This window comes from Cryptosporangium japonicum, assembly GCF_039524755.1.
GTDB lineage: Bacteria > Actinomycetota > Actinomycetes > Mycobacteriales > Cryptosporangiaceae > Cryptosporangium > Cryptosporangium japonicum.
The window spans coordinates 315,667-342,326 of the sequence record NZ_BAAAGX010000046.1; the positions used below are offsets into that span (position 1 = coordinate 315,667).

Annotated in this window: 21 protein-coding genes; 8 read left to right on the top strand and 13 right to left on the bottom strand. The window is 73.1% G+C overall.

From position 1 onward, the window contains the following. Positions 1 to 1,505: 1,505 nt before the first annotated feature. The gene (locus tag ABD437_RS41800) at positions 1,506 to 2,057 is read right to left on the bottom strand and encodes a M48 metallopeptidase family protein (protein WP_344654538.1); all 552 of its coding nucleotides are present in this window, start codon (positions 2,055 to 2,057) and stop codon (positions 1,506 to 1,508) included. A gap of 440 nt (positions 2,058 to 2,497) precedes the next feature. On the opposite strand from ABD437_RS41800, the gene ABD437_RS41805 reads away from it, so the two are divergent. The 3 genes from ABD437_RS41805 (at position 2,498) to ABD437_RS41815 (ending at position 5,152) form a co-directional block, all read left to right on the top strand. Continuing rightward, complete coding sequence (locus ABD437_RS41805) at positions 2,498 to 2,671, top strand: DUF5679 domain-containing protein (RefSeq protein WP_342673840.1); 174 nt, start codon at positions 2,498 to 2,500, stop codon at positions 2,669 to 2,671. 112 nt (positions 2,672 to 2,783) lie between these two features. Further along, positions 2,784 to 3,821: a TOMM precursor leader peptide-binding protein gene (locus ABD437_RS41810; protein ID WP_344654539.1), complete on the top strand. Its 1,038-nt coding sequence runs from the start codon at positions 2,784 to 2,786 to the stop codon at positions 3,819 to 3,821. After that, entirely contained in the window at positions 3,818 to 5,152 is a 1,335-nt protein-coding gene (locus tag ABD437_RS41815; RefSeq protein ID WP_344654540.1) for an ABC1 kinase family protein, read from the top strand. Before ABD437_RS41810 ends, ABD437_RS41815 begins: the two co-directional genes overlap by 4 nt. A gap of 283 nt (positions 5,153 to 5,435) precedes the next feature. Here the strand turns inward: ABD437_RS41815 and ABD437_RS41820 are convergent, their stop codons facing one another. The 3 genes from ABD437_RS41820 to ABD437_RS41830 all read right to left on the bottom strand — a co-directional run bounded on the left by ABD437_RS41820 (position 5,436) and on the right by ABD437_RS41830 (position 8,496). Beyond that, positions 5,436 to 5,720, bottom strand: a complete 285-nt coding sequence (locus ABD437_RS41820) for a WhiB family transcriptional regulator (RefSeq protein ID WP_051571348.1) — start codon at positions 5,718 to 5,720, stop codon at positions 5,436 to 5,438. A gap of 114 nt (positions 5,721 to 5,834) precedes the next feature. Continuing rightward, a complete protein-coding gene (locus tag ABD437_RS41825; protein ID WP_344654541.1) occupies positions 5,835 to 6,176 on the bottom strand; it encodes a hypothetical protein in 342 nt (113 codons plus the stop codon). A gap of 211 nt (positions 6,177 to 6,387) precedes the next feature. Beyond that, positions 6,388 to 8,496, bottom strand: a complete 2,109-nt coding sequence (locus ABD437_RS41830; RefSeq protein ID WP_344654742.1) for an ATP-dependent DNA helicase UvrD2 — start codon at positions 8,494 to 8,496, stop codon at positions 6,388 to 6,390. Positions 8,497 to 8,640: 144 nt separating this feature from the next. On the opposite strand from ABD437_RS41830, the gene ABD437_RS41835 reads away from it, so the two are divergent. Further along, positions 8,641 to 8,880, top strand: a complete 240-nt coding sequence (locus ABD437_RS41835) for a mycoredoxin (protein ID WP_035857480.1) — start codon at positions 8,641 to 8,643, stop codon at positions 8,878 to 8,880. Here the strand turns inward: ABD437_RS41835 and ABD437_RS41840 are convergent. Further along, entirely contained in the window at positions 8,827 to 10,188 is a 1,362-nt protein-coding gene (locus ABD437_RS41840) for an MFS transporter (protein ID WP_344654542.1), read from the bottom strand. The two genes, ABD437_RS41835 and ABD437_RS41840, sit on opposite strands and share 54 nt — an antisense overlap. 116 nt (positions 10,189 to 10,304) lie before the next feature. Between ABD437_RS41840 and ABD437_RS41845 the strand changes: the two genes are divergently transcribed. Continuing rightward, entirely contained in the window at positions 10,305 to 10,937 is a 633-nt protein-coding gene (locus ABD437_RS41845) for a nucleoside/nucleotide kinase family protein (RefSeq protein ID WP_344654543.1), read from the top strand. Here ABD437_RS41845 and ABD437_RS41850 read toward each other — a convergent pair. From ABD437_RS41850 to ABD437_RS41865, 4 genes are all read right to left on the bottom strand, one after another. Beyond that, on the bottom strand, positions 10,927 to 11,286 hold the full coding sequence (locus ABD437_RS41850) for a hypothetical protein (RefSeq protein ID WP_344654544.1): 360 nt from the start codon (positions 11,284 to 11,286) through the stop codon (positions 10,927 to 10,929). The two genes, ABD437_RS41845 and ABD437_RS41850, sit on opposite strands and share 11 nt — an antisense overlap. A gap of 180 nt (positions 11,287 to 11,466) precedes the next feature. Next, positions 11,467 to 12,513 (bottom strand): NAD(+) diphosphatase, encoded by a 1,047-nt coding sequence (gene nudC / locus ABD437_RS41855; RefSeq protein ID WP_344654545.1) that lies wholly within the window; start codon positions 12,511 to 12,513, stop codon positions 11,467 to 11,469. Beyond that, positions 12,510 to 13,853, bottom strand: coding sequence for a M16 family metallopeptidase (locus tag ABD437_RS41860; RefSeq protein WP_425558374.1), 1,344 nt, complete (start codon positions 13,851 to 13,853; stop codon positions 12,510 to 12,512). The genes nudC and ABD437_RS41860 overlap by 4 nt, the downstream gene beginning before the upstream one ends. Then, complete coding sequence (locus ABD437_RS41865) at positions 13,850 to 15,175, bottom strand: M16 family metallopeptidase (protein ID WP_344654546.1); 1,326 nt, start codon at positions 15,173 to 15,175, stop codon at positions 13,850 to 13,852. Before ABD437_RS41865 ends, ABD437_RS41860 begins: the two co-directional genes overlap by 4 nt. A gap of 178 nt (positions 15,176 to 15,353) precedes the next feature. Between ABD437_RS41865 and ABD437_RS41870 the strand changes: the two genes are divergently transcribed. Continuing rightward, positions 15,354 to 17,195, top strand: coding sequence for an AMP-dependent synthetase/ligase (locus ABD437_RS41870; RefSeq protein ID WP_344654547.1), 1,842 nt, complete (start codon positions 15,354 to 15,356; stop codon positions 17,193 to 17,195). On the opposite strand, the gene ABD437_RS41875 is transcribed toward ABD437_RS41870, so the two are convergent. After that, positions 17,183 to 18,103 (bottom strand): hypothetical protein, encoded by a 921-nt coding sequence (locus ABD437_RS41875; protein WP_344654548.1) that lies wholly within the window; start codon positions 18,101 to 18,103, stop codon positions 17,183 to 17,185. The two genes, ABD437_RS41870 and ABD437_RS41875, sit on opposite strands and share 13 nt — an antisense overlap. A gap of 45 nt (positions 18,104 to 18,148) precedes the next feature. Then, on the bottom strand, positions 18,149 to 18,397 hold the full coding sequence (locus tag ABD437_RS41880; protein ID WP_344654549.1) for a hypothetical protein: 249 nt from the start codon (positions 18,395 to 18,397) through the stop codon (positions 18,149 to 18,151). Positions 18,398 to 18,608: 211 nt separating this feature from the next. On the opposite strand from ABD437_RS41880, the gene ABD437_RS41885 reads away from it, so the two are divergent. Both ABD437_RS41885 and ABD437_RS41890 read left to right on the top strand, forming a co-directional pair. Beyond that, complete coding sequence (locus ABD437_RS41885) at positions 18,609 to 19,331, top strand: VOC family protein (RefSeq protein WP_344654550.1); 723 nt, start codon at positions 18,609 to 18,611, stop codon at positions 19,329 to 19,331. Then, a complete protein-coding gene (locus tag ABD437_RS41890) occupies positions 19,328 to 20,167 on the top strand; it encodes an alpha/beta fold hydrolase (protein ID WP_344654551.1) in 840 nt (279 codons plus the stop codon). The genes ABD437_RS41885 and ABD437_RS41890 overlap by 4 nt, the downstream gene beginning before the upstream one ends. Here ABD437_RS41890 and ABD437_RS41895 read toward each other — a convergent pair. After that, positions 20,148 to 23,414 carry an ATP-dependent helicase gene (locus ABD437_RS41895; RefSeq protein ID WP_425558375.1) on the bottom strand — a complete coding sequence of 1,089 codons (3,267 nt, stop codon included), beginning with the start codon at positions 23,412 to 23,414 and terminating at the stop codon, positions 20,148 to 20,150. The two genes, ABD437_RS41890 and ABD437_RS41895, sit on opposite strands and share 20 nt — an antisense overlap. Further along, entirely contained in the window at positions 23,378 to 26,602 is a 3,225-nt protein-coding gene (locus ABD437_RS41900) for an ATP-dependent helicase (RefSeq protein ID WP_344654553.1), read from the bottom strand. Before ABD437_RS41900 ends, ABD437_RS41895 begins: the two co-directional genes overlap by 37 nt. Positions 26,603 to 26,660 lie beyond the last annotated feature (58 nt).

The window sequence follows — 26,660 nt, forward strand, 5'->3', positions numbered from 1 at the left end:
GCCGGGCGCGGCTCACCTCGTCCGCGACCGCCGGCGCCCCCGACCCACCGGTCGCCCCGCCCGCGCGAGGGTGGTTGCTCACCCACCCTCTCGCGCCGGGGGTGTGCAGGGCGGGCGCCCACCCCCGAAGCCTCCGAGGCCGTCGGGCCCGCTGCACCGTCGGACCGCACCACACCGTCGTCGAACCCTGCGCCAGCCATGCGGCTCCGCACTGGAACCCGTCGTGCGACTCCGCACCGGAACCCGTCGTGCGGCTCCGCACCGGAGCCCGTCAGGGCGCTGCCGCGGTGGGGCTCACGCCGCTCTGCTCGGGCTCCGCGCCGGACGGCTCGGAGAGTGCAGGCCGGGCCCGGGACCGGTGCAGTGGTGGCCCGCGCGCCGTTCAGGTGCTGTGCCTTCAGAACGGGAGCATGCCGGTCAGCACCACTCGGGGCGGCGCAGCGGCGGCCTCTCACATCCCTAGTTGCTCTACCTGCGAAAACCTCGGCGCACCACAATTCAGGCGCCACCCCAGCGAGCCCGCCACCGCCACCCGGCGGGCACCGCACCCGGCGGCCACCGCACCCGGCGGAGCACCCCACCCGGCGGAGCACCCCACCCGGCGGAGCACCCCATCAGCTAGCCCGGCATCCCACGAGCCGGGGCACCCTGTACCGCGAGCCCGACACAGCACCAGCTGGAGCACCCCATAGCCGCCAGCCCGGCATCGCATCTGCCAGGGCGCCCCACCCAGCCAGCCCGGCAGTCCATCGGCCGGAGCGCCGTAGCCGCGAGCCCGGCAGCGCGCCGCATGGGCCGGCCGCTGCGCGTGCGGGCCCCAGCGCTGCACGGGTCGCTGCACCTGGCGCGGTCACCAGTGAGGCTCCCCCGGCCCCGAAAGCGCATCTTTCCGGGCCTACGACAACTCATCGGCCTTACCGGAGGCCCCGTAGCCCCGAAAACTCGTCGCTGACCACGGCGACGCACCGGTCGGAACGGTTACACCGCTAGCCCGGCACCGCGCACTCGGGCGCCGCACCTGGCGTGCCCGCGCCGCACCACCCGGGGCGCGGCAGCAGCGACCACCGCACCAGACGAGCCGTCCTCCCCGACACCGAACAGCTGGGCCAACCCCGGACCACGCGGACCACTCAACCCGCGGAGCGGACCCTTCCACCCGGGCCGATCTACACGCGCAACCCACGTACCCCACCGCTTCGGGCCACCGGGCCCGCCCAAGCCAGCTCCCCGGACGGGCCTCGCTACCTGCGCGTCCAGGCACCCCCTCCAGCCGTTGAGCCCGTCCAAGCCAGCACCCCGGCCGAGGCCCGGTACCTGCGCGTTCAGGCACCCGCTCCGGCCGTTGGGCCCGTCTACGCCAGCTCCACGCCCGGGGCCCGCTAACTACGCGCACTCGGGCACCCTTCGGCCGCTGGCCTGCGGCGTCAAGCTGCGGAGCCCACGGCATCCCGGCACCGCACGCATCGGGGTCACACGCAGGTGACAGCTGGTGCCGTACTCGGGGGTTATGCGCCCAGGGCTGGGTCGTTCTCGTCGCTGAGGTCGAGGCTGGCGGCGGCGGCGACGCCCTCCAGATAGCCCCGGGCTCGCTGGGCGCGGGGGTAGCGCTCCACCAGGTCCCAGAAGTCCTGACCGTGGCCGGGGATCTGCAGGTGCACCAGCTCGTGCACCAGCACGTAGTCGATCACCCAGTCGGGCATGCCGCGTAGCCGCGACGAGAGCCTGATGGTGCCCTCGGCCGGGGTGCACGAGCCCCAGCGGCCGCGTTGGTTGCTGACCCACCGGACGCTGACCGGGCGGACCTCGTCGCCGAGATAGGTGGCGGCCAGACGGAGGGCGCGCGCCTCCAGCTCGGCGTCGCCGCGCGGGCGGCGGGAGCGACGGTCACGGGCGTCGAGGCGAGCGAGCATCTTTTTCACCCACTCGCGCTCTTCCACTGCGCTGAAGCGCGCGGGGATCAGCACGACGACCGTGTCACCATCGCGGTACGCCGCGACCGTGCGGCGCCGGCGCGCGCTGCGCCGGACCTGCACGGAGATCTGGTGTCCGGGGTCCATGAAGGCACGCTAGCCCTCGATCGGCTACTCCGTCAGCCGTGTCGTCAATCCTGTGGACGAGCCTCCCCCACAGGGTGGATGTCCGTCGCGATCGCTGTCACGAGCCGCGGTTGATCGGTCCCGACGTTGACGCACGGGGCGTTCCGGCCTAGCGTCTCAAGAGCCCCTGTGGCGACCGTCCGCCCCGGCACGTGGGGAAGGTGACGGGACGGGCGCCGCCCAGGGGCCCTTCGCTGCCCAGGCGACCGTCCGACTCCACCCCCAGAGGAGGACGCCGCCCAAGGGCCCTTCGCTGCCCGGCAGCGCTCATTCACCGCACCCGAACAAGCCCGTGCTCGATTGACACCGGTGTAATTTTCCCGGCGAGCCTCCTGTCGGTTATGCCCGTTTTGCCGGATAAGGTCGGTCGACCCGGCGGACCTGTCCTCCGTCGGCCGACCATGTCCAGCCGAGGAGGCACTGTGGCCGACACGTACAACGGCTACTGCGTGAAGTGCAAGGAGAAGCGTGACTTCGAAGGTGAAGTCACGACGAGCGAATCCGGGCGCCGGATGGCGAAGGGCTCCTGCCCGGTATGCGGGACCAAGATGAACCGCATCCTCGGCAAGGCCTGACTCCGCCGCACCTCTCGCGGGCGGCCCGCCGTTACGGCGGGCCGCCGCTAGCACCCCCGGGCTGTGGACGACCGGAGCGGCCCGACCGCCCGGGACGGCACCCTCTTCAGACATGCGCCCGCTCCTCCTGCCCGCCCTGTCCCGGCTCTGGCGGGACGCCACCACGCTGCAGCTCGGCGTCGATCCCGAGCGCGCGACCGTCCTCACCGCCGTCGATGCCGGCCTCGCCACGTTCCTCACCGCGCTCGACGGCCGGCGTTCGCTCCCCGAGGTGCTCGCCACCGCACCGGCCGGTGTCGCCGGTGAACAGCTGATCCAGCTCCTGGTGGCCCGGGGCGCGGTGGTCGACGCCGATCACCTGGTCCCCCGCGCCGGCGCCACGCTCCCGCCGCTCCCGCCGGAACTGGCGTCGGCCCTGCTCACCCACGGTGCCGCGGCCGTCGACCGGGTCCGGGCCCGGCGCCACGCGCACGTCCTGGTGCGGTGCCGCGGGCGCGTGGGGCCGGTGATCGCCGCGCTGCTCGCCGCCGGTGGGGTCGGCCGGGTCGTGGTGTCCGGCGCCGGCGTGGTGACGCCGGATGACGTGACGGTCGGTGGCCTCCGCCCCGACGACGTCGGCCGCCCCTACCTGCTGGCGGCGATCGACGCGGTGCGGCGGGCGGCACCGGCGGTCGAGACCCGGCCGGGCGACGCGGCGCCGGACTTCGTGGTGCTCGCGGCCGGGCCGGTGCCGCTGCCCGCGGATCGGGTGCGCTGGATGTCCGACCGTGTCCCCCACCTGCCGGTGCTGCTCCGGGACGGGGTGGCGATCGTCGGGCCGCTGGTTCTGCCCGGGCGCACCGCGTGCCTCACGTGTGTCGAGGCTCACCGCCGCGATCGTGACCCGGCCTGGCCCGTGCTGGCCGCGCAGCTCGCCACCGACCCCCGCCCCGAGCTCGCCGAAACCGTCGTGATCAGCGCGGCCGCCGCCCTCGCGGCCACCGAGGTCATCGGCCGGTTGGAGGGCGTGGCCACCGCGGCGCTCGGGGTCACGTTGGAGGTCGGGCCACCCGGTGTTCCCCTCCGGCAGCGCGTCTGGACGCCCCATCCACGATGTGACTGCCTCCGCGACGGGCAGGTCGGGGCAGAGCGCGCGACAATGGTCAGGTGACCGACATCCCCCGGCGGGCGCTCACCCGCACGGCCAAGCTCGCGGCGCTGCCGCTGGGAATGGCGGGCCGCGCCACCCTCGGTATCGGTAAGCGCCTCGGTGGCGCACCGGCCGAAGCCGTCGCCCGCGAAGTCCAGCAACGCACCGCCGAGCAGCTGTTCAGCGTGTTGGGCCAGCTCAAGGGCGGCGCCATGAAGTTCGGCCAAGCGCTGTCGATCTTCGAAGCGGCGTTCCCCGAAGAGGTGGCGAAGCCCTACCGGGCGGCGCTGACCAAGCTGCAGGAAGCGGCGCCACCGATGCCCGCCGCCACCGTCCACGGCGTTCTCGCCGAGGAACTGGGGCCGGAGTGGCGCACCAAGTTCCGTGAGTTCGACGACAATCCGGCCGCCGCGGCGAGCATCGGGCAGGTGCACCGCGCGGTCTGGTCGTCCGGCCGGAACGTCGCGGTGAAGATCCAGTACCCCGGCGCGGGCCCGGCCCTGCTCGCCGACCTCAACCAGCTCGGGCGGCTGGCCCGGCTGTTCACGGTGCTGCAGCCCGGCCTGGACATCAAACCGCTGGTGGCCGAGTTGAAGGCGCGCGTGGCCGAGGAGCTCGACTACCAGCTCGAGGCCAAGGCCACCCGCGCGTTCGCGAAGGCCTTCCGGGACGATCCGGAGATCGCGGTGCCCCGGGTGCTGGCCGGCACGTCCCGGGTGCTGGTCACCGACTGGATCGACGGCACCCCGCTCTCCGAGGTGATCGCGAACGGGTCGCCGGAGCAGCGGAACCTGGCCGGCGAACGGATGGCCGTTCTGCACTTCTCCGCGCCGGCACGCACGAAGCTGCTCCACGCCGATCCGCACCCGGGCAACTTCCGGCTGCTTCCCGACGGGCGGCTCGGCGTGCTCGACTTCGGTGCGGTGGCCCGGCTCCCGAACGGGTTGCCGGAACCGGTCGGCCGGCTCGCCCGGCTGGCGCTGGAAGGTGACGCCGAGGGTGTGCTCGAGGGCCTGCGTGACGAGGGCTTCGTGAAACGCGACGCCGACGTCGACGCGAAAGAGCTGCTCGAGTACGTGCGCCCGATGCTCGACCCGATGGCCGAGGACGAGTTCCAGTTCTCCCGGGCCTGGCTGCGCAAGGAGGCCACCCGGCTCGGTGATCCGCGCAGCCCCGCCTACCAGCTGGGGCGGCAGCTCAACCTGCCGCCGTCGTACCTGCTGATCCACCGGGTGACGCTGGGCTCGATCGGGGTGCTCTGCCAGCTCGAGGCCAAGGCGCACTACCGCGCGGTCGTCGAACGCTGGCAGCCCGGCTTCGTCGACCCCGCGGCCGCCGAACCGACCGAATAAGAAAGGCCCGCCCCGAAGGGCGGGCCGACCAACTACATGCGGTCCCGAAGACGGGCAGCAGCCGCGGCTACGACGCGGGCCGGCCGACGGGCACCCGAACGGGCGCGTCGCGGCGCGGCCTGTTGCATTCGGGATCGGGCCAGGGCTTCGTTCAGAAGTAACATCTCGAAACTCCAGGTCGGTTCGTGGTTCAACGCAGTGCTCATCTCGGGGGCTGCGGGGTAGGGGGCGAGTCCGCGACCGATCCGACCGGACCGGTAGTGCGCGGTGTGGGCGCGGCTCATCAGGCTGCGACCGTGTTCTTGCGCGGACGACCACGGGGCCGCTTCCGTGCGATCACGGCTCCACGCTCGAAGATTTCGCCACCCCAGACGCCCCAGGGCTCACGCCGCTCGAGCGCACCCTGCAGGCACGCCTCACGGAGCGGGCACTCCTGGCAGTGGGCCTTCGCTACTTCGAGGTCAGCGGGGGTTTCCGCGAACCACAGCTCAGGGTCTTCCCGCCGGCAGGGCAGCGCTTCGTCCGGGTCGATCACCCCGAAGTCCGGGGCGAGATCGATTGCCGTCATGACCGGATCTCCTCTTTTGTCGTGCATGCGTTGTCAGTCGGTTGGACGGGGACAAACAAAAAGGCCGTGGATCCCGGTATGGGATCCACGGCCTCGAGGAGTGCCGCCGGTCTTTTAGACCGGTTCACCTCGAGGCGGAGATCCCGCTCGACCCTCGACACGCGTGGCGTCGACACTGAGCTGGGTCTGGACCTGGGTACCGAAGGGCTCGACCGCATCGGCCGAGACCGCCAACAGGGCAGAGTTCGCCTCATTGACCAGGGACATGTGCTGCGCAGCGCAGACGACATGCGCGTACGCAGGCGCGCCGGACGGCGCGATCCGCTTCCGTGCTGCCGCGACACCGGTGGTCATGGCTTTGCCTGCCGGCGCGGCCAGAACTGCGGACGGGCCCTCAGCAAGACGCCACGACGGCATGGCGGTGCCCGGCAGCTTCGGAGTCACGAAGCTAATCACTGGGACCACCACCCTTCGGTGCGCTAATAAGCCCGGCCAAAACCAGACTCCTGGAATCGGCGCGCCGGTTCCCCGGCGCACAGGCAGGTTAAGCCCGGGCCGGGTTCCTGGCCAACCTATTTTTCGGCCAGACCTCGACAGCTGTCTGCCACCCGACAGTCAGTACGGCGCGTCGCCCCCGACACGCCGCAAAATCCGTCGTAAAACGAACTCAATCCGCGTCGGAAATTGTCACCAGCGACGCCGGATCGGCTCCGCCGACGATTGCCAGCAGCGCCGCGCCGTACAACGTCAGCTTGCGCGGGCCTACGCCGGCGATCTCGGCCAGCTGCGCCTCGCTCGAGGGCTGCAGCTCGGCCACCGCGGTCAGCGTCGCGTCGGTGAACACGACGTACGGCGGCAGTTTCTGCTCGCGGGCCAACGCGCCGCGCCACGCCTGGAGCCGCTCGTACAGCTCCTCGTCGTAGTTGGCCGGGCATTCGCCGCAGCGGCGCAGCTTGCGGTGCCGCGGATCGAACAACGCGACCCCGCAGATCCGGCAGGTGGGCAACGACCGGGCCGCGGGCCGGGAGCTCGGCTTCACCGACGGCGCCACCGAGGTGCCCGGCACGCCGGCCGGGAGCGCTCCGGCGGGGAGGAAACGGCACGGGCGCCGGCTTCCCCGCCCGCCCGGCGAGCGGGCCGCGGCCCACGACAGCCAGAGATGCTCCCGCGCCCGGGTGACGCCGACGTAGAGCAGGCGGCGCTCCTCCTCCAGCTGGGCCGGCGTCTTGGCGTACGTGATCGGCAACGTGCCCTCGGCCAGGCCGACCAGGAACACCGCATCCCACTCCAGGCCCTTCGCCGCGTGCAGCGAGCCCAGCGTGACGCCGTCCACGGTGGGGACGTGCTGCGCGGCGGCCCTGGCCGCCAGTTCGTCGACGAAACGCGGCAGGCCCTCCGCGGCGGGCGTGCCGGCGCCGACCGTCTCCTCGGCCAGGCGGAGCAGGGCGGCGATCGACTCCCAGCGCTCGCGGGCGGCCCCACCGGACGGGGGCGAGTCGGCACGCCAGTCCAACCCCGACAGCGCGCCGGTCACGGCGTCCACGGTGGAGGAGGCTTCGTCGCTCTGGGCGGCCCTGGCCGCGCCGCGCAGGAGCAGCATCGCCTCCCGGACCTCGGGCCGCTCGAAGAAGCGCTCGCCGCCGCGGACGACGTAGGGCACCCCGACGTCGGCCAACGCCTGTTCGTACGTCTCGGACTGCGCGTTGGTGCGGAAGAGCACGGCGATCTCGGCCGCGGACACCCCGGAGCGCAGCAGCTCGCGGCAGCGGGCCGCGACCGCACCGGCCTCGGCCGGCTCGTCGGGATAGTGCGAGACGCGGGGCTTGGGGCCGGGCGCGCGCTGCCCGATCAGCTGCAGCCGGACGGCCGCCTCGACGCCGCGCCCGGCCGCGATCACCTCGTTGGCGAGCCCGACCACCTGGGGCGTCGAGCGGTAGTCGCGCTCCAGCCGGATCACGACCGCGCCCCGGTGCCGCCGCGGGAAATCGATCAGGTACGACGCGTCGGCGCCGGTGAACGAGTAGATGGTCTGGCTCGCGTCGCCGACGACGGTCAGGTCGTCGCGCCCGCCGCACCACGCCTCGAGCAGCCGCTGCTGCAGCGGGTTCACGTCCTGGTACTCGTCGACGACGAAGTGCCGGTACTGCGCCCGGATCTGCTCGGCGACGTCGCGGTGGTCCTCGATGGCCCAGATCGTCGCGCGCAGCAGGTCCTCGAAGTCGATGACGCCCATCCGGCGCTTGAGCTGCTCGTAACCGGCGTAGACGGCGGCGACCTGGTCGGGCGGCAGCGGCGTCTCCCGCGCCGCGTCGGTGGCGGCGACCGCGTAACCGTCCGGCTCCACCATCGCGGACTTCGCCCACTCGATCTCGGACGTCAGGTCGCGGACGCCGGTGCGGTCGAGCTTCACCCGCTGGTGGGACGCCGCCTGGCCGACCACTCGTGCCTTGGTCTCGAGCAGGTCCGGCATCGCCCGGCCGTCGAACACCCGGGGCGCGAAGTAGCGCAGCTGGCGCAGCGCCGCCGCGTGGAACGTGCGGGCCTGGACACCCGCGACCCCGAGCGCACGCAGGCGACCACGCATCTCCCCCGCCGCTCGCGCGGTGAACGTCACCGCGAGTACGTGATTAGGAGCAGTTGCCTGGGTCAACACTCCATGAGCGATGCGATGCGTGATCGCCCGGGTCTTACCGGTGCCCGCGCCGGCGAGGATGCAGACCGGCCCGCGGGGGGCCAGCACCGCCGCCCGCTGTTCGTCGTCCAGACCGGCCAGCACGGCAGCGGGATCAACGAGGCGGGTGTCCACGGACGCGGCGGGGGTGACGGTCACCCGTCCGATACTGCCACTGCCCGCTCAGCGGGAAGGGGCTGTTCCCAGGCGGTGTTACGTGACCGGTGACTTAGCAGAGAGGATGTCCGTATGAGCACCCTGACGATGTACTCGACGACGTGGTGTGGCTACTGCCGGCGGCTGAAGAGCCAGTTCGCCCGCGAAGGCATCGAATACAACGAGGTCGACATCGAGCTGGACCCGAAGGCCGCCGAGTACGTGATGAGCGTCAACGGCGGGAACCAGACGGTGCCGACGGTGCAGTTCCCCGACGGCTCAGCGCTGACGAACCCGAGCATCGCCGACGTCCGGGCCAAGCTCGGCCGCTGAATCTCCCGACGCCTTCCCGGTGGCCGGCGGATCGTCCGCCGGCGCCGGAGCGGGTGGTAACGCCCACCCCATCGCCCGGCTCGCCGACACCGCGCCGGCCACCGTGCGCGCGGCTCCGTCGGGGTCGGAGGCCGGGCCCCGCCCGGCCACCAGCAGGTAGCCGGCCGCCAGCGCCGTGCCGCCGGCCATCACGCCGAGCAGGTAGCGGTAGTCGATGATCGCCACCAGCAGCGCTCCCAACGCGACCGAGACGGTCTGCGGGATGCCGATGACCAGGTACGCCGCGGTGGTGACCCGGCCCATCAGCGGGCCGCTGGCGCTGCGCTGCAGGCTGGTGACGAAGCCCACCAGGACCAGCGGCAGCCCGAACCCGGCGAGCACGACGCCCGCCGCGAGCAGCGGTAACCAGGGCGCCACCATCATCACCGCGCCGACCGAGAACACCGCCAGGCCCAGCACGACCGTGCGCACCTCGGCCGCGCCGCGGATCAGCCACGTCGCCGCGAATCCGCCGACCACCGCCCCGACCCCCTGGATCGCGACCACGACGCCGACGAACTCCGGCGGCCGGCCCAGCGACTCGACGATCGCAAACACCACCGACTCGGCGATGCCGACGACCAGCAGCGCCATCCCGAGCGCGATCGTGACGTGCAGCAGCGGCCCGGAATTCCAGAGGAAACGCAGTCCGACGACCAGTTCCTCACGCATCGACTGACGGCGCGCGACCGGTTCGGGCTCGGCGACGGCGAGCGCGCTCAGCACGATCGCGGCCCCGACGAACGTCACCCCGTCGAGCACCGCCACCCCGCCGCCGCCCACCACCGCGTAGAGCGCGGCCCCGGTGAGCGGCGCGATCAGCCGCAGGGCCTCCTTGACCGTCTGTAGCACCGCGTTGGCCGAGCCGAGCGCGCTCTCCGGCAGCATCGTCTTGAGCAACGCGTTCAACGCCGCGACGTGCAGCACGAGGAGCATTCCGTAGAGCGTCGCGACGGCGTAGATCAGCCACACGTGCGCGGCCGAGCGCACCGCCAGCAGCGGCAGCACCGACAACGCCGAGCAGAGGTTCGTCACGACCAGGAACGGACGCCGCCGGACCCGGTCGATCAGCCAGCCACCGAGCGGCCCGACGAGCGACGGCAGCGCGACGAACACGAGCGTGAGACCGGCCATGCCGTTGCTGCCGGTCAGTTCCTTCACCCAGATCGCCAGCACGAGCAGCATCGCCGAGTCGCCGAACATCGACAGGGCCTGCCCGGCGAAGAGCAGCCGGAAGTCCGACCTCCGTAACAATGCGGCGAGCCTCATCGTCACCCCCGGTCGTGACGTAACGCCGGTCAGCCACGACCGTCCACGTGGGGGAACATAGTCGCCCGATATCGCCCGTTCAACGCGATCAGGACTATCGGAGTACGTTTGGGCAGGTGAGCGAGCTGACCGAACAACCGGTTCCGGTGACGCCGGAGGCCCTGGCCGATCTTCTCGCCGAGCTCTGCCTGACTGCGGGTAACCACCTGCGCGTCGCGATCGACGGCGCGGACGCGGCCGAGCCGGGGCGGCTCGCCGACCGGATGGTCGAGCCGTTACGGGCCGGCGGTGTCGCCGCGGTGCGGGTGCACGCGCACGACTTCCTGCGTCCGGCGTCGCTGCGGTGGGAGTTCGGCCGGACCGACCCGGACTCGTTCTACGACCGTTGGCTCGACACCGGCGGCCTGACCCGCGAGGTGCTCACCCCCTGGGCCGCGGGTGAGCGGTACCTGCCCGCGCTCTGGGACGCCGCCGCGGACCGGGCGGTGCGGGCCGACTACCGCCCGGTGCCGCCGCGGGCGGTGCTGCTCGTCGACGGGCCGCTGCTGCTCGGCCGCGGTCTCGACTTCGACCTGGCGGTGCACGTGCGGCTCTCGGACCCGGCGCTCCGGCGGCGCACTCCGGCCGAGGAGCACTGGACGCTCCCGGCGTTCGAGCGGTACGCGGCCGAGGTCGGGCCGGAGACGGTCGCCGACGTCGTGGTCCGCGCCGACGACCCGCGGCGCCCCGCCGTCGTCGTCAAGAGTTAGGGCGGCGGCCCAGCATCGAACCGGCGATGAGCCCGGCGGCGGCCACGGTCGCGGCGATCGCCCACACCACCGCGATCCGGGTCGCGGTTCCGGTCCGGCGCACCACACCCTGGTCGGGGTCGGTGAGTCGCACCGCGGTGGACTTCGTCGACGACGGCGACGGCCAGGTGTAGACCAGGTAGGTGACGTCCTGCACCCGGTCGGGGCTCGGGGACGGCGTGGTGTCGGAGGGCCGCACCACGACCGGGACGGTGCCGGCGTCGTCCCGGCTCGCGGCCAGCGTCGCGCCGGCCGTGGCCCCGACGACCACCGCGGTCATCAGCGCGCCCGCCGCGACCCGGCGGACCACGGGAACCGTCCGCCGGACTTCGGGTTCCGGTAACCGCAACGCCCGCGGCTTCGGTGGAACAACAGTTCTCTGCATCGCTGACCTCCCCGGTGTGAAGGGCCGCCCCGTCGAGAGAGGGGGCTCACCGGGGCGGCCACAACTACACAGAGCAGCGGCCGGGGGCCGTGATACAGCGATTTCTCAGCGACGTTCGTCCCGCCAGCTGGTCAGCAGCTCGTGGGCGATCGAGAGCGGCGGCGGCACGATCGGTGCCTTGCCCGGCCCGCGCCCGCGCAGCTCACCGCGGGTGAACCAGCGCGCGTCGGCCAACTCGGCCTCCTCCACCGTGACCGGCTGGTCGGAGTCGGCGAGCGCGTAGAAACCGAGCATCAGCGACGCCGGCAGCGGCCAGGCCTGGCTCGCCAGGTAGGTGCACTCGCGGATGCGGACGCCGGTCTCCTCGGCGACCTCGCGGAACACCGCGGCCTCGGCGGCCTCGCCCGGTTCGACGAAGCCGGCCACGCACGAGTACCGGCCCTCGGGCCAGGTGAGCCCGCGGGTCAGCAGGCACCGCCCCTCGTCGCCGGGCACGCCGTCGTGCACGAGGACGATGATCGCCGGGTTGGTACGCGGATAGACGACCTCCGACCCGTCGACCGCCTCGGCCTCCCAGCCCCCCGCCCGCCACCCCAGCCGGGTACCGGTGCGGGGACCGTACCGGTAGTCGCGGTGCCAGTTGGCCAGACCGATCGCCTCGGTGAGCAGCGCCGACTCCAGCGGACCGAGCTGTGCGCCCACCTCACGCAGGCTCGCCGGACGCTGCGCGGCGTCGGTGACCGATGGCAGCTCGGTGAGCAGCGCGAAGTACGGCACGCCGTCTTCCTCGGCGAGGAACAGCCGCTCGCCGTCGGAGGCCGTCGCCGCCTGCGTGGCGGCGAACCAGACCAGCCGCGGCGCCTCCGGGCTGCCCTCGACCAGCACCCGCCCCTTCTCGTCCAGCAGAAGGATGCGGGCGCGCGTCCAGGCCTCGTCGAGCCACGGGCCGTCCAGCCGGTGGTAGGCCGCCCGGTCGGGCATCGCCCGACCGAGCGCGAGCTGCCGCCAGACCGGCAGCTCGGCCACCGCCGGATCGACCGCACCGGGCGCGCTGGTCTCCCACGCCGCGGTGCGCTCGCGGTCGATCTCCGGAACGCCTTCCGCACCCTCGGTCTGCTCCGGGCCGCCCTGCCCGGTGCCGGTGGTGGTCACGACCGGTCGACGGCGCCGAGCGCGCCCAGCGGGCCCGCCACCACCCCGGCGTCACCCAGCACCACGGTGACCCCGCCGGACGGCGCGAGGTGGCCCGCCGCCGCGGCGGCGACCTCCTCCAGCGTCACCTTGGCCAGCCGGATCGGATGTTCGGCCAGCCACTCCAGGTCGAGGCCGGTACCGGCCAGCGCGATCAGCATCCCGGCCAGGCCGGCCTGCGACGAGATCGACAGCGCCAGCGTGCCGATCGCGTACTGGCGGGCCTGCTCCAGCTCCTCCGCGGTCGGCGGCAGCGTGGCCATCCGCCCGAGCTCGTACTGGATCTCCAGCAGCGCCGGCGCGGTGACCTCGGTCGCGACGTCGGCGCTGACCAGCGTCAGCGAGCCGGCGGCGGAGTGGTCGACGCCGGAGTGCGGCGAGTAGGTGTAGCCCTTGTCCTCGCGGATGTTCTCCACCAGCCGGGACGAGAAGTACCCACCGAAGATCAGGTTCGCGAGCTGGAACGCCGCGTAGTCGGCGTGGCCCCTCGGCAGCGCCGGCAGCGCCACCCGCAGCGACGACTGCACCGACCCCGGCCGGTCGACGAGCAGCAGCGGCCCGGTGGTCAGCGGCGGCGCCGGCGGGGTGCGGTGGGCCGAGCCGGTCGGCGACCAGCCATCCAGCGCGTTCTCCACCTGGTCGAGCGTCGCGGCCGGGTCGATGTTGCCGACGAGCACCAGCACGCTGCCGGCCGGCAGCACCCGCTCGGCGTGCAGCGAGCGCAGCGCCGCGGACTCGATCGCGCGCACCTCGTCGGGCTCCGGCGTCTCCACCGCGTACGGGTGGCTGCCGTAGACCCGGCGCAGCAGCGCACGGCGAACCGCCTGAGCGGGCTGCGAGAACGCGATCTGGATGCGGTCGGCGAGCCGGTCGCGCTCGGTGCGCACCTCCCGCTCGGGGTAGGTGGCGGTGGTGAGGACCTCGTTGAGGATCTCCAGCAGCCGGCCCAGCCCGTCCGAGAGCGTGTTGCCGGAGACGACGAGCCGGTCGGGGTCGACGCCGACCGACAGCCCACCGCCGATCTTCTGCAGCTCGGCGGCCAGCTCCACGTTGGTGTGGGCGTCGGTGCCGGACAGCAGCGCGTTCGCGAGCACCGCGGCGACCGGCACGTCCGCACCGGCGGACTCGCCCGCGAACGGGATCCGCAGGCGGAGCTCGACCAGCGGAACGGTGCCGCGGCGCACCGCGACGACACGCAGACCGCTGGCGAGCGTGCGCTCGGCGACCTCGGGCTCGGGCAGCGCCCTGGGCTCCTCGAGATCCGGGACGGTACGGCGTGGGGCGGCGTGCGACGGGCTCACTGGGCGCTCCCCGGGACCAATTCGAGTACGGCACGGCGGGACGGACGCAGCGTCTGCGCTGCGGCGACCACCTGTTCGGCGGTGACCTCGGCCAGCAGGTGCGGCAGGTCGTTGATCAGTTCGGCCCGCCCGCGCTGCTGCTCGAGCACGGCGATCGAGAGCGTGCGGCCGAGGACGGCGTCGACCTCGCGGAGCAGGTGGGCGGCCAGCCGCGCCTGCACCCGGGACAGCTCACCCGGGGCGAGCCCGGATCCGGCCAGGCGCTCGAGCTCCTGGTCGATCGCGGTGATCACGGTGTCGGCCGACACCGACGGCGGGAAGTGCACCTGGAGCAGCAACGCGGTGGGGTCGCGCACGTCGAACGGGTCGCCCATGAAACCCAGGTAACCCGAGACGCTGGTCGCGATCGCGTCGGTGAGCACCAGCCGCTCCTGCAGCCGGGAGGCGTCGCCGTCGGTGAGCACCTCGGCCAGCACCACGTAGGGCAGGTAGGCCGCGAGGTCGTTGACCGGGTCGGGCACCCGCCAGGCCATCGCGACCGCGGGCAGCGGCGCCATCGCGTCGGAGTGCACCGCGCGGCGCTCGGACGTCAGATCGGGCTCGGCGAAGTCGGGCCGCGTCGGCACCGGCCGCGCCTCGACGTCGCCGAAGTGCCGTTCGATCAGCGCGGTCGCCCCGGCGACGTCCAGGTCACCGCCGACCGCGAGCACCGCGTTGCCCGGTGCGTAGTACGTCGAGAAGAAGCTCTGCGCGTCCTCGACGGTGGCCGACTCCAGGTCCTCGAACGACCCGTAGCCGTCGTGCGCGTTGGCGAACGTGTCGAACATGACCGGCGGCAGCAGCAGCCAGGGGAAGCCGCCGTAGGGGCGGTTCTTCACGTTGACCCGGATCTCCTCCTTCACCACCGCGATCTGGTTGGCGAGGTTCTCCGCGGTCAGCTCGGGCCGGCGCATCCGGTCGGCCTCGAGGAAGAGCGCACGCTCCAGCGCGTTGCTGGGCAGCGTCTCGTAGTAGTCGGTGTAGTCCAGGTGGGTGCTGCCGTTGAAGACGCCACCGGAGGCCTGCACGTAGCGGAAGTGGGCGAGCTTCTCCAGGTTCTCCGAGCCCTGGAACATCAGGTGCTCGAAGAGGTGGGCGAAGCCGGTGCGACCCTGCGGCTCGGATCGGATGCCGACGTCGTAGACGACCCCGACCGCGATCACCGGGGCGGACCGGTCCGGCGTGAGGACGACCCGGAGGCCGTTGGGCAACGTGAACCGCTCGACCGGGAAGCCGGTGGCGGGAATCGTGACCGGCGCGCCGGCAGAGGTGGGTGCAGACACGCTCACGACCCTAGCCCGTGAATTCGCCGAACCTCGCCTTAGGCACTCCGCCGAACGTTTGGCCAGGCCAACTAGGTCGCCGACGGGAGACGACGAGAATCGTCGAACGACGCACACGCGTGCTTACTCGTCAGTACCGTGTGCCGCATCACATGCCGGGGGCGAAGGAGCGCGCAGCATGACCGTCACCGTGGACACCGGGCACCGCTCGATCGGCCAACTTTTCCGCGCCCAAGTGGCGAAGAACCCGGAGGGCCGGGCGTTCGCGGGGCCGGCGCCGATCAGCACGACGATCGCCGGCGGCGCCATCGGCACCACGAGCCTCACCTGGCAGGAGACCGCCGAGCAGGTGTACGCGCTGGCCGCGGGGCTGGCCGAGCTCGGCGTCGGGCCCGGTGACCGGGTCGCGATCGCGTCCGGCACCCGGATCGAGTGGATCCTCGCCGACCTCGCGGTGATGTGCGCCGGTGGCGCCACCACCACGATCTACCCGACGACGGAGCCCGGCGACGCGGCGTTCATCGTGGCCGACTCCGGCAGCGTCGTCCTGTTCGCCGAGGACGCCACCCAGCTGACCAAGTTCCAGGGCAAGCTCGACGAGCTGCCGGACCTGCGGGCGATCGTCACGCTCGACGCGCTCGAGACGCCGGAGGTCACCGACGGCCCCGAGGTGCTCTCCCTGCACGAGCTGCTCGAGCGCGGCGCCGAGCGGCTGATCGCCGAGCCGAAGCTGATCGAGCAGCGCATCGACGGCATCGGCCCGGACGACCTGGCCACGCTCGTCTACACGTCCGGCACCACCGGCCGTCCCAAGGGCGTCCGCCTGGTGCACGCGAACTGGATCTGGGAGTCCGACGCCCAGGCCGGCCTCGGCATCATCGAAGAGACCGACCTGCAGTACCTCTGGCTGCCGATGGCGCACGTCTTCGGCAAGGTGCTGCTCTGCGCCCAGCTCACGATCGGCTTCGAGAGCTACGTCGACGGCCGGGTCGACAAGATCGTCGAGAACCTGCCGACGGTGCGGCCGACGGTGATGGCCGGCGTGCCCCGGATCTACGAGAAGGTCTACAACCGGGTCCGGACGATGGCGCAGGACAAGGGCGGCGCCACCTGGAAGATCTTCACCTGGGCACTCGGCGTCGGGCGGGACGTCGTGGCGCTGCGCGAGCAGGGCAAGGAGCCCTCCGGTCTGCTCGCGATCAAGTACGCGGTCGCCACCAAGCTGGTGTTCAGCAAGCTGCAGACCCGGTTCGGCGGCCGGATGCGCGGGATGATCTCCGGAGCCGCGCCGCTCTCCCGGGAGGTCGCGGAGTTCTTCCACGCCGCGGGCATCCCGATCTACGAGGGCTACGGGCTCACCGAGACCACCGCGGGCTCATTCGTCAACCGGCCGGGCCGGTTCCGGCTCGGCACCGTCGGGCTCCCGCTGGGCGACCTCGAGGTGAAGATCGCCGAGGACGGCGAGATCCTGCTGCGCGGTGGCGGTGTCATGCGCGGCTACCACCACAAGCCGGAGGAGACCGCGGCCGTCCTCACCGAGGACGGCTGGTTCCACACCGGTGACATCGGCGAGCTCGACGACGGGTTCCTGCGCATCACCGACCGCAAGAAGGACCTGGTCAAGACGTCCGGCGGCAAGTATGTCGCGCCCTCGTACATCGAGGGGCTGTTCAAGACGATCGTCCCGCAGGTCAGCCAGGTGATCGTGCACACCAGGAACTACTGCACGATGCTGATCACGCTCGACCCGGACGAGATCAGGACCTGGGCGCAGGGAGCGGGGCTGGAGTCGCTGTCGGTGGCCGAGCTCTCGAACCACCCGCAGGTGCGCGCCCACGTCCAGAGCGGCGTCGATCAGCTCAACGGCCAGCTCAACCGCTGGGAGTCGATCAAGGGCTTCGTGATCCTGCCGAACGACCTCTCGGTCGACAACGGTGAGATCACGCCGTCGCTCAAGGTCCGCCGCAAGTTCGTCGAGGAGAAGTACACGAAGGAACTCGACGCCCTCTACGCGGGCTGAATCGAGGCGACGATCCGATCGATCTCGGGGTTGTACTGCCGGTGGGTGTCCGGGATCGAGATGTAGAGCACCGCGGCGTCAGGTCGGCCGACGTCAACGAGGACGACGGCCACCTGCTCGCCGCGGGCGTCCAGACCGTTCGCCTCGAACGTCAGGTGGAACGTCGACACCCAGGCCGGCCGGCCGCCCACGACGATCTGCTCGTCGCGGGTCTGCTCCTTGACGTTGGGCTGGGGGTAGTAGGCCCGGCGGACGTCCTCGGCCACCTGACGCCCGGCGCAGGGCAGGTTCAGCGAGAGGCTGTCGCCGACCGTCGCCGGGACCTTGCCGGAGAGCACGGACGCGAGGTAGTCACCGCCCGAGTACGTCTCGGTGACGAAGTAGTAGCCGGTTTCGAAGTCGACGCCGAGCGTCCCCTGCCCCCAGGGGCCGCGATCCCACAGCGTCCACGGTGCGTCGAGCCGGAGGTAGGAGATGCCGGAACCCCGGTCGGTGATGCGCGGGCCCTCCACCGGGGCCGGTTCCTCGCCACCGGGCGGCGGGTTCTCCGACGCCGGCGGGCAGAGCCGCGCCAGTGGCGGCCCGGACGCTTCCGGGTTCTCACCGGCGAACGGGCCGAACAGGCTCGGGTTGTCGCTGCGGAAGACACCCGTCGACGCCAGTACCAGTACGGCCACCAGGCCGAGGACCAGGAGGGCACCCCCGCCGATCACCCATCTCGCCAGCTGCGGCTTCGCGGCCGGGGTTTCGACGACGTCGGGGGCCGGTTGCTGGTACGGCCGGTACGACGGAGTGACCGGCGGCCGGGGCGGCACCCAGGTGACCGGGGGCTCACTGCCGGTAGCCGGGCGCGCCCACGGGCTCTCGCCCCCACCGTTCGCGTTCCCCGACCCGTTGCCGGTCGTCATACGCAGCCGCTCCCGTGCACCGTTCCGGCCCGGGGGCGCCGTAGATCAGCCGACGCGGTACCAATCCGCGCCGGACACGTCCCGGGTCGCGGCGATGAAGCTCCGGACGTTCACGCCGCGCTCGACGGCTCCATCCTCCCTCACGGATTCCACCCGGTCACGTGACCCCGGACCGCCGAGGTCGGCCACGCGCCAGGGGGTCAGCGCGACCAGCGCCGCCATCACCAGGCCCGCGGCGGCGCTGAGCACCACCGTCGACCACCCGGCAGCCTGGGCTCGCCGGAACATGCGCATCTCGACACCTCCTGTCGGCTCCCGGGTCTCCCGGGGCCGAAGTGAAATCCCCTCACGCGTTAGGACGCTGTGAACCGGCCCCTGGTTGCATCGTGGCGCTAGTCTGCGTCGTTTCCCCGTAGATTTCTGTCAGCGAGCCAACGTACGGATGGAGCGATTCGGTCTCTACCGGCTCAGATCGACCGCCCCCGAGTGAATAAGGTCTCCGCCCATGGCGATCGCCCGATTCAAAGACCTGGTTCTGGACGCCCCGCTGAACGACGCCGCCGGACTGAGCGGATTCTGGGCCGCGGTGCTGGGCTCCACCACCACGGAGGGCCCGAAGGGCTATCGCGTGGACGCGCGGCCGGGTGCGCCGATCGAGACCCAGCTCTGGGTCAACCCCGTCGGCGAGCCGCGGATCGGCAAGACCCGCGTGCACCTCGACCTCCGGCTGCCCTCCGCCGACGTCTCGCCGCTGGTGTCGCTGGGGGCACGCATCCTCACCGAGCCCGACGTCGATCCGTGGTGGCAGCTCACCGACCCGGACGGGAACGTGTTCTGCGCGTTCCCGCCGACCGCCGAGTCGACGCCGGTCACGCGGACCACGCCGTTCGAGCTGAACGTCGACAGCGGCAACGCGCGGGAACTGGCCGGCTGGTGGGCGGCCCTGGTCGGCGGCGAGGTGCACGAGGCCGAGCACAAGGACTACTGCTGGATCGAGGGCGCGGCCGGCTTCCCGTGGGACTACTGGGTGTTCGGCCCGGTTCCCGAGCCCAAGAGCGTCAAGAACCGCTGGCACTGGGACGTCACGCTGGTGGACGCCGACGGTCCGGAACCGTTCGTCGCGGCGGGCGCGACGCTGCGGCGACGCCCGGACGAGGACGTCTCCTGGTGGATCCTGACCGACCCCGAGGGCAACGAGTTCTGCCTGTTCCCGAGGGCGGACCGATGACCCGGTGGTCGTCGGGCGGTCTCACGTTCGATCTGCGGGTCGGCGGCCCGGCCGACGGCGACCCGGTGGTCCTCCTGCACGGCTTCCCGCAGAACGCCGCCGAGTGGGATGGCGTCACCGCGCGGCTCAACGCGGCCGGCTACCGCACCTACGCCCCCGACCAGCGGGGCTACTCCCCCGGCGCGCGGCCGGACACCGTCGACGCGTACCGGATCGACCACCTGGTCGCCGACGTGCTGTCGCTGCTCGACCACCTCGGCCTGGCCTCGGCCCACGTCGTCGGCCACGACTGGGGTGCGATCGTCGCCTGGCACCTCACCGCGCGCCACCCCGACCGGGTCCGCACGCTCACCGCGCTCTCCGTCGGCCACCCGCGGGCGTTCGTCACCGCGCTGCGCTCGGACCCGGACCAGCGCAAGAAGTCGTCGTACATCTACTTCTTCCGACGCCGCTGGATCGCCGAGCGCGCGCTGCTGGCGTTCAACGCGCGGTTGCTCCGCGGGGTGTTCGCGGGCGCCGGGCTCTCGCGCGACGAGGTCGACGGGTACGTGCGGCCGCTCCGCGAGCGCGGTGCGCTGACCGCGACGCTGAACTGGTACCGGGCCATGCGTGCCCGTGACTCGCTGAACGCCGACCCGGTGCGGGTGCCGACGACGTACGTCTGGAGCGACGGCGACACCGCGCTGGGGCGCACCGCCGCCGAGGCCACCGGCACGTACGTCGAGAGCGACTACACGTTCGTCGAGCTCGAAGGCCTGACGCACTGGCTGCCCGACCAGGCGCCCGAGCGCGTCGCGGAGATCGTGCTGGAGCGGGTCAGCGCCCCAGCGAGGTGACGAGCGCGGCCAGGCCCGCCTCGTCGAGCAGGTCGGCCGGCCGCACGGTGCGCACCGCGCGGACGTAGTGGAACGCGGCGCTCACCTCGTCGACCGGGCAGCCGGCGAGCGCCGCCCAGGCCAACCGGTACGCGGCGAGCTGCACCTGCGCCGCCGCGGCCGCCGGCCCGGACGGCGGGCGGCCGGTCTTCCAGTCGACGACCTCCCAGCCGTGCGTGGTGCGGAACACCGCGTCGATCCGGCCACGGAGGACGGTCGGGCCCAGCAGCGTCGCGAACGGCACCTCGACGTGCTGGGGCACCCGGTCGGCCCACTCGCTGCGCAGGAACGCCTCCTGCAGCGCGGGGAGCTCGTCGTCGGGTGACTCCCCGGCGTCGGCCGCGCCCGGGAGCTCGTCGACGTCGAGCAGCCGGTCCGCGCCGAACCGGCGTTCCAGCCAGGCGTGGAACGCGGTGCCCCGCCGGGCCAGCGGCGCCGGTGGGACCGGCACCGGACGACGCAGCTGCCGCGCCAGCTCGGCCGGGTCGCGGCCCAGCAGGACGAGCTGCGAGACGGTCAGCTGCGGCGGCAGCGGAACGGTCACGACGTCGCCGTCGGGGCGGGCGCCGGCGCGCTCGGCGAGCAGCATCTCGGCCTCCTCCGACCAGGCCTCGGCGGCCTCCCGCTCGGCCTCGGTCTCCTCGGCCGTGGCCGCCGCGACGACGAGCGCGGCCGCCTCCTCCACCTCGTCCCGGCGTGCGCCCAGCGGGTCGAACGGCCAGAGCGCGACCCGACCGGCCGCGAGCAGCGGGTTCTCGGTGCCGGACTCGGGTTCGGCGAACCAGCCGTCGACGGTGCCGCCGCCGTTGACGCAGTGCTCGTGCACCTCGTGCAGGAACGGCGACGGGCCACGCGGTTCGATCCCGGCGTCCCACCAGGCGCCGGAGCAGAGCAGCACGTGCCGGGCCCGGGTCACCGCCACGTAGGCCAGCCGCCGTTCGTCGGACAGCGACCGGGCCTTCCACGCGTCGCCGAAGCGGGCCAGCGCGGCCTTCGCCTCGCTCTGGTCGGTGACGCCGGTCAGCACCAGCGACGGGAGGTCGGCCGCGTCGCCGCGCAGCTCGAACGGGAGCACACCGAGGCCGCGGCTCCAGGTGTCGGACATCTTGGCCGTGCCGGGGAACACGCCCCGGGAGAGACCGGGCACCGCGACCACGTCCCACTCCAGGCCCTTCGCCGCGTGCACGGTGAGCACCTGCACCGCGCCCGGCCGGACGTCGACCTGGCCGGGCGCGAGCCCGCGTTCCCGCTCGTCGGCCGCGCCCAGGTAGGAGAGGAACGCGGAGAGCGTCGGCTGTTCGGCGGCCTCGGCGAAGTCGGCGGCGACGTCGGCGAACGCGTCCAGGTGGGCCCGGGCCAGCGACGCGGTGCCCGCCGTCGCGCCCTCCAGCGTGCGGCTGCCGACCTCGATGTCCAGGCCGAGCCGCAGCTCCACCTCCGCGACCAGGTCGGGCACCGGCTGGTTGACGCGCAGCCGCAGCCGGCGCAACTCGTCGGCGAACCGGGTCAGCCGCTCGTACCCGACGGGCGAGTAGCCCTCGGCCGGGCCCAGGTCGTCGAGCGCCTCGATGATGCTGCGCTCCTCGGCCTTCTCGATCGGGGTGTCGTCGTCGGGGCCGGCGGTGGCGGCCGCCAGCTCACGGGCACGCCGCCCCAGGGCGTCCAGATCACGCGGCCCCAACCGCCACCGGGCGCCGGAGAGCAACCGGAGCAGCGCGGCGCCCGCCGTCGGGTCGATCAGGACGTTCAGCGTCGCGACCAGGTCGCGGACCTCCGGGGTGGCGAGCAGGCCGCCGAGGCCGACGACCTCGACCGGCAGGCCGGTCGCACGCAGCGCGTCGGCCAGCCGCTCGAACTGGTTGCGGGTACGGGCCAGCACCGCGACGGTGGGCGGCTGGTCACCGCCCGCCCGCCAGCGGGACGCGATCTGCGACGCGATCCAGACCGCCTCGTCCTGCACGGTCTCGTGCAGCGAGCACAGCACCTCGCCCGGGTCGGTGCGGTGGGGTGCGGCCTGCAGCTCGGGTACCGGCGTACCGGCGATCGCGTCGCTGACCCAGGTGCGCGGGCCGCCGGGTGTGCCGCGCAGGGGCGCGGAGAGCGCGTTGGCCAGGTCGAGGATCTGCGGCCCGTTGCGCCAGCTGGTGGTGAGCGGCAGCACCGGGGTATCGCCGGATCTCCGCGGGAAGTGCTCGGGGAACCGGGTCAGGTTGCCGGCCGACGCTCCGCGCCAGGCGTAGATCGACTGGCACGGGTCACCGACCGCCGTCACCGGGTGGCCACCGCCGAACAGCGACCGCAGCAGCACCAGCTGCGCGTGGCTGGTGTCCTGGTACTCGTCGAGTAACACGACCCGGTACCGGGCACGCTCGACCCGGCCGACCTCGGGATGGTTGCTCGCCACCCGGGCCGCGCGGGACACCTGGTCGGCGAAGTCCATCACCTCGTCCCGGCGCTTGCGCCGGTCGTACTCCTCCACCAGCGGCAGCACCTGCAGCCGGGCGCGCTGGACGTCGAGCACCTTCTTCAGCTCGGGGGCGATGTCGTTGCGCTGACGCGGCCCCTTGGGCAGGCCGGCGATGCGCCGGACGAAGGCCTCGGTCCAGTCGACCAGCTCGTCGGTGGTGCGCAGGTGCTCGGCGAGCTGCCCGGCGACGTCGAGCACCGCGGTGGAGACGGTCGGTGGGGTCCAGTCGACGAACGACATGTCCCCGTCGTAGATCTCGACCGAGCCGCTGGCCAGCTGCCAGGTGCGGGCGTCGGTGAGCAGCCGCGCGGAGGGCTCGAACCCGGCACGCAGCCCGTGCTCGGCCACCACCCGGGCGGCGTACGCGTTGTACGTGGCCACGGTGGGGTCGCCGACCTGCACCCCGCCGGCCATCACCCCGCGCAGCTGGCCCAGCCGCTGGCGGACCCGGTTGGCCAGCTCGGCCGCGGCCTTGCGGGTGAACGTGAGGCCGAGCACCTCCTCGGGCCGCACCAGCCCGTTGGCCACCAGCCAGACGACACGCGCGGACATCGTCTCGGTCTTGCCCGACCCGGCGCCGGCGACGACGAGCACCGGCGCGAGCGGCGCCTCGATCACCGCGATCTGCTCGTCGGTGGGGCGGGGCAGGTCGAGGCGCTCGGCGATGTCGAGGGCCGAGAACGACCCGGCGGGCCAGCCGTCGGTCACTCGTCGGTCACCTGACCCGACACGATCGGGCACGAGGAGGCGACCGCGCACATCCGGCAGTAGTTGTTCTGGGTGGCGGTGAAGACGCTGCCGGCCATGCCGTCGGCGACGTCGCGGACCAGTTGTTCGGCCCACTGGCGCTGCGGCGGTTCCTGCACCTGCTCGGAGGCGCGCACCGTGGGCATGCCGATGTGGACCAGCGACGCCCCGCCGGTCTCGGTGCCGTGCTCGGGGAAGGCGCCGTGCTCGACCGCCAGCTGGTAGACGCCCAGCTGCGGGTGCGTCGGGATCTTCTCGGCCGGCGGTTTGCTCTGCCCGGTCTTCAGGTCGACGACGACCAGGCGGCCGTCCTCGTCGCGCTCCAGCCGGTCGACCCGGCCGCGGATCGTCGCCCGCCCGACGTCGACCGAGAACTCGCGCTCGACCGCCACCAGCTGGCGCGGGTTGCGGGCCAGCCAACCGGCCAGCCGATCCACCATCTGGGTGGCGCGCTCGTGCTGTTTGCGGCCGTACCAGCCGGTGAGGTCGACGCGCCGCCAGCGCTCGTTGAGGCGGGCGGAGAGCTCGCGCAGGTCGGGGACGGTGACCTCGGCCGCGACGTCGTGCACGACCGTGCCGATGCCCTGGGCGGTGCTGGTGGTGCCGCCGCCGCTGGTCTCGAGCAGCCAGCGCAACGCACAGGTCTGGAACGCCTCGACACGCGACGGCGACACCGCGACCATCTCGTCCGGGCCGCGCAGCGCCTCGGCGTCCGACAGCGGCGCGAAACCCCACCACTCGGCCGGATCGGCGCCGGGGACACCGGCGCCCGCGAGCCGGGCGAGCTGCCGCGCGGCCGCCCGGCGGCGGACCGGATCGCCCTCGCGGTCGAGCACGACCCGGCGCAGCTCCGCGACCAGCGCCGGGAGCGTCAGCTGGCGCGGCACGACGACCGCGGCCCGGCCGCCGTCCTCCTCGCGGGGCACCAGCGGCCGCTCGGGGGGATCGATCTCGTCCAGGAACCGGGACGCCTGCTGGGCGTCCTCCCCGTCGACCGTGTCGACCGCGGTGACCAGCAGCGCGCGCCGGGCCCGCGTGACCGCGACGTAGAACAGCCGCCGCTCCTCGTCGAGCAGCTGGGCCAGGTGGCCGGCCAGCTGCGGCGGACGCCCGGCGACCAGGTCGACGAGTTCCTCGGAGCCGAGCACGGTTCCGCGCGGACGCAGGTCGGGCCAGAGCCCCTCCTGCACACCGGCGACCGCGACGACGTCCCACTCCAGGCCCTTGGACGCGTGCGCGGTGAGGATGCGGACGACCTCGCTGCGCTGGCCGGTGGGCGCGATCGAGTCGGCCGGGATGCGCAGGTGCTCCAGGTAGTCGACGAACATCGTCGGGGTGGCGCCGGGCAGCCCGTCGACGAAGTTGGCCGCCTGGTCGAAGAGCGCGACCGCGGCGTCCAGCGCGGAGTCGGCGTCGGCCCCCTCGGCGCCGCCGCGCAGGCTGTCGTCCTCCCAGCGCGGGCCCAGGCCGGACGTCTCCCAGGCGGCCCAGAGCACCGACTCCGGGGTGGCGCCGGGTTCCTCGGCCGCGGTCCTGATCGCGGTCAGCACCGACGCCACCCGCCGGGCCGGGCGGCCCCACTCGGAGTCGACCGGGATCAGGTCGCGGGGGTCGGCGAGCGCCTCCGGCAGCAGCTCGGCCGACGACCGGGTGTCACCACCGGCCGAGGCCACCAGCCGCAGCTGTTGACGCAGCCGGCGCAGGCTCAGCGCGTCGGCGTCGCCCAGCGGGGACGTGAGCAGCGCGACCGCGGCGGCGTCGTCGAGCCGTTCCGGGTGCAGCGCGACGCCGAGCGCCCGGACGATCGGGGCCACCCCGCGCTGCTGGGCCAGCGGCAGTTCGTCGGTGTCGATCTCCACCGGGACACCGGCGTGCACCAGGCCGCGACGCAGCGTGCTCGCCGAGCGCGGCGCCGAGCGGACCAGCACCGCCATCCGCGACCACGGCACGCCGTCGATGAGGTGCGCACGACGCAGCCGGTGCGCGACGTACGCGGCCTCCTGGGTGGCGCTGCGCACGGTCACCACCTCGGCGCCGTCGGCCAGCGCGGCCGGGGTCTCCGGGCCGAGGTGCGGGGTGCGCTGCCGGGCACCGCCGCGCAGACGGGTGCCGACCCGGTCGGCGGTCTCCTGCAGGGTGGGCCCGGCGCGGTGGGCGGTGCCCAGCACGACGGTTTCGGCCGGCTCGCCGTCGGCGGTCGGGAAGTCGTCGGCGAACGAGTAGACGCCGCCGGGGTCGGCACCGCGGAAGCCGAAGATCGACTGGTCCGGGTCGGCCGCCGCGACCAGGAACCGGCCGCCGCCGCAGAGCAGCCGCAGCAGCTCGCGCTGGGCCGGGTCGGTCTCCTGGTACTCGTCGACGAAGACGTGCCCACGGGCGCGGCGCTCCTGGTCGAGCAGCTCCGGATCGTTGCGGAGCAGGCTCACCGCTTCCTGGATGATCAGCGCGTTGTCGTAGCCGATGCCCTGGTTCGCGCTCTCCGCGTCGCGCAGCTCGAGTACGTCGAAGTACTGCTGGAGGAAGCGGGCCGCGGCCCGCCAGTCGGGACGCTGGTGCAGTTGGCCGAGCTCGTCCAGGCCGACCGGGTCGATTCCGCGTTCCTGGACCCGCAGCATCAGGTCGCGCAGCTCGGCCGCGAAGCCGCGGGGGGCCTCGAGCTGCTCGGGCTCGGGCCAGCGCACGCCGTACCCCTCGATGTCGCCCTCGAGCAGGTCGCGGATGAGCGCGTCCTGTTCCGGGCCGGTGAGCAGGCGGGGTGCCCGCTCACCGCGGAGCGACGCGTCGCGGCGGAGCAGGCCCCACGCGTAGGAGTAGAACGTGCGGGCCAGCGGCTCGGTGGTGGTGCGGCCGAGCCGTTCGGTGATGCGCTCGCGCAGCCGGCCGGCCGCTTTGCGACCGTAGGTGAGGACGAGGACCGACTCCGGATCGGCGCCGGCCTCGACCCGGGCCACCACCGACTCGACGATCGTTGTCGTCTTCCCGGTGCCCGGCCCGGCCAGGACGAGCAGCGGGCCGCTCTCGTGCGCGGTGACCGCACGCTGGTCCGCGTCGAGCGTGAGGCGCTTCGCGGGCGCGGGTGTGCCGCGGACGAGCCGGTAACGACTCTTCGCGTGGGGACGCTCACGGACCGCTACCGGCGACGCGCCCCGGGCCGCGACTCTCAGCGGCTCTCCCTCACCCACCTTCGCATGAGACCACGGGTGCCCGACAAGAGTGGCCCCGCCCCACCGAAGTGTCCGA